Here is a 2,003-nt window from a genome sequence, read left to right on the forward strand (position 1 = left end):
CTGCCAATACAGCCAGGCTCAAAAGGGTTGTTTTATTGTTTTTCATTATTTAATGACTCCGGCGTAGGTAGGGGGGTAGCTGAAAATTTCAATCAGGACGGTTGCGCCTGATTTTTCAAATGTCCGAAACTGGCGGGCTTGCGTGCCTTGCCTGGCAGTTGAACTTCCCCGTTGGCCACCCTCTGGCGCAGATACTGATAGGTCTGCAGCGCCTGGCCATACATGTGTTCGCCGATCGTGATCTCTTCGTAGTCGTTGCCTGCCTGGGCGAACCCGGGCAGCGGCTTGATCTGGGTGTGATAGTCGCAGGCATAAAACAGTGGAAAGGAATAGCGCTCCTCCTTCACGCTGCGCACCCGGTGCGCAGTGGCAACGAAAGCGCCAGCCGTCATCACTTCCAGCATGTCGCCGATGTTGACGACAAAGGCATCGGCCATCGGTGGTGCATCGATCCATTGGCCAAGATTGTTCATCACCTCGAGGCCCGGTTTGTCGGCCAAAAGGATGGTGAAGCACTCGTAATCAGTATGAGCGCCAAGACCCGGTGCGTCATGGGCGGCACCGTCGAAGGGGTAGTGGATCAGGCGTAGCTTGGACGGCGGACGGGTGACCAGGCTGTCGAAATAGTTTTCTTCCAGGCCCAGGGTCAGGGCGAAGCCGCCGAACAGGCGCCGGCCCAAGGCGAAGATGGCTRCATAGTAGGCCTGTACCGACGCCTTGAAGCCTGACAGCTGCGGCCAGTCGTTGGGCCCCAGCAACGGGGTGTTGGCCAGCACCAGCGGGTCATCGGCCGGGACTTCGAAGCCGACGTCGAAGGCTTCCTTGTGGTCCGGCTTACCTTTGGAATAGACCTCTTCGCCTTCGGGTACAAAGCCCTTGTGGGTTTGTGAGGTGCCGATGTAGTGACGCATCTTGGCGTCCAGGGGCTGGTCGAAAAAGTCTTTGGCCGCCTGGCGCAGGTTGGCGATCAGTTGCGGGTCGATGCCGTGATCGGTGATATAGAGGAACCCGACCTCGCTGGCGGCGCGCCCCAATTGTTCGGCCACGGCCAGGCGGTGTTCCAGTTCAATGCTGAACAGACCGGCGATGTTGACCACCGGAATGCTGTTGAAGTTGGCTTTGTGTATGTCAGTGCTGGCGCTGTTGTTTTTATTGTCAGGCATGACGCATCGGCTCCCTAAGGATGGCTTGAGTGGCTGAAACGCTCGAAGTGTTCGCRCTCGGTCTGGCCCATCCACACGTTCAATGACCACAGGTCGGCGACCGGGACATTGGTGAAGGGCAAATGATGCAGGTAGCCGTCGGCGCCGAATTCCGGGGTCAGGGTGCTGACCTGGTAACCGCGGGCTTGCTGCGAGCGCCAGATGCTTTCCCAGTGCTGCTGATGGAACGCCAGTTCTTTTGCATATTCGGGCGCCGCCGGGTGCGGAACCTGCGGGCCCTGGTCGTAACCGACCCGGGCCTGGACATGGTGAACCCGCTCGATGAAAGCGCTCAGGTCATCGGCCGGGTCATTCAACAGGCGCTCGCAAGTCACGACCCAGTGGCTGATGTCACTGGTGAACAACAAGTCGGGCAGTTGGCGGATCAACTCCAGGGTCACCCAAGGGTTGAACAGCGACCGCGAGCGGTGGGTCTCGAAACTGCAGACCTGGCCGTGCTTGCGCGCCAGATCCAGCGCCTGGCCAAAAAATTCCACTTGTTGTGGCAAGGACCAGCGGTCATTGCCCGCCAGCACGTTGACGAAGCGTGGGCCGAGTTCGGCAGCCCAGGCGAGTTTCTGATCGAGGTCATTGAGGTGAACGGCAGGCGTTGCCGACTGGTCCGGCAGCACGTCGTACGCGGTGAAGACGGTGCTGATATAGCCCAGGCGATTGGCCTGGAGAAAAGCGCCGAACTCGGCCCGTTCACGGGCGTCCAGTGGCAGGCGTGCTTCCATGCCATCGAAGCCCGCGTGCAGCAACTCCTCGAGCGCCTGAGCCTTGCTGGCGGTATAGCCCCAC

2 protein-coding genes are annotated in these 2,003 nt (G+C 59.9%); both read right to left on the reverse strand.

Going from position 1 to position 2,003, the window contains the following annotated elements; all coding sequences use genetic code 11:
- Nucleotides 1–92 precede the first annotated feature (92 nt).
- The gene (locus ACXRVY_RS26180; RefSeq protein WP_458238640.1) at nucleotides 93–1,163 is read right to left on the reverse strand and encodes an isopenicillin N synthase family dioxygenase; all 1,071 of its coding nucleotides are present in this window, start codon (nucleotides 1,161–1,163) and stop codon (nucleotides 93–95) included.
- A gap of 14 nt (nucleotides 1,164–1,177) precedes the next feature.
- On the reverse strand, nucleotides 1,178–2,003 hold an 826-nt coding region (locus ACXRVY_RS26185), incomplete at its 5' end, for a sugar phosphate isomerase/epimerase family protein (RefSeq protein ID WP_458238641.1).

This window comes from Pseudomonas sp. P5_A2_2 (genome assembly GCF_054177685.1).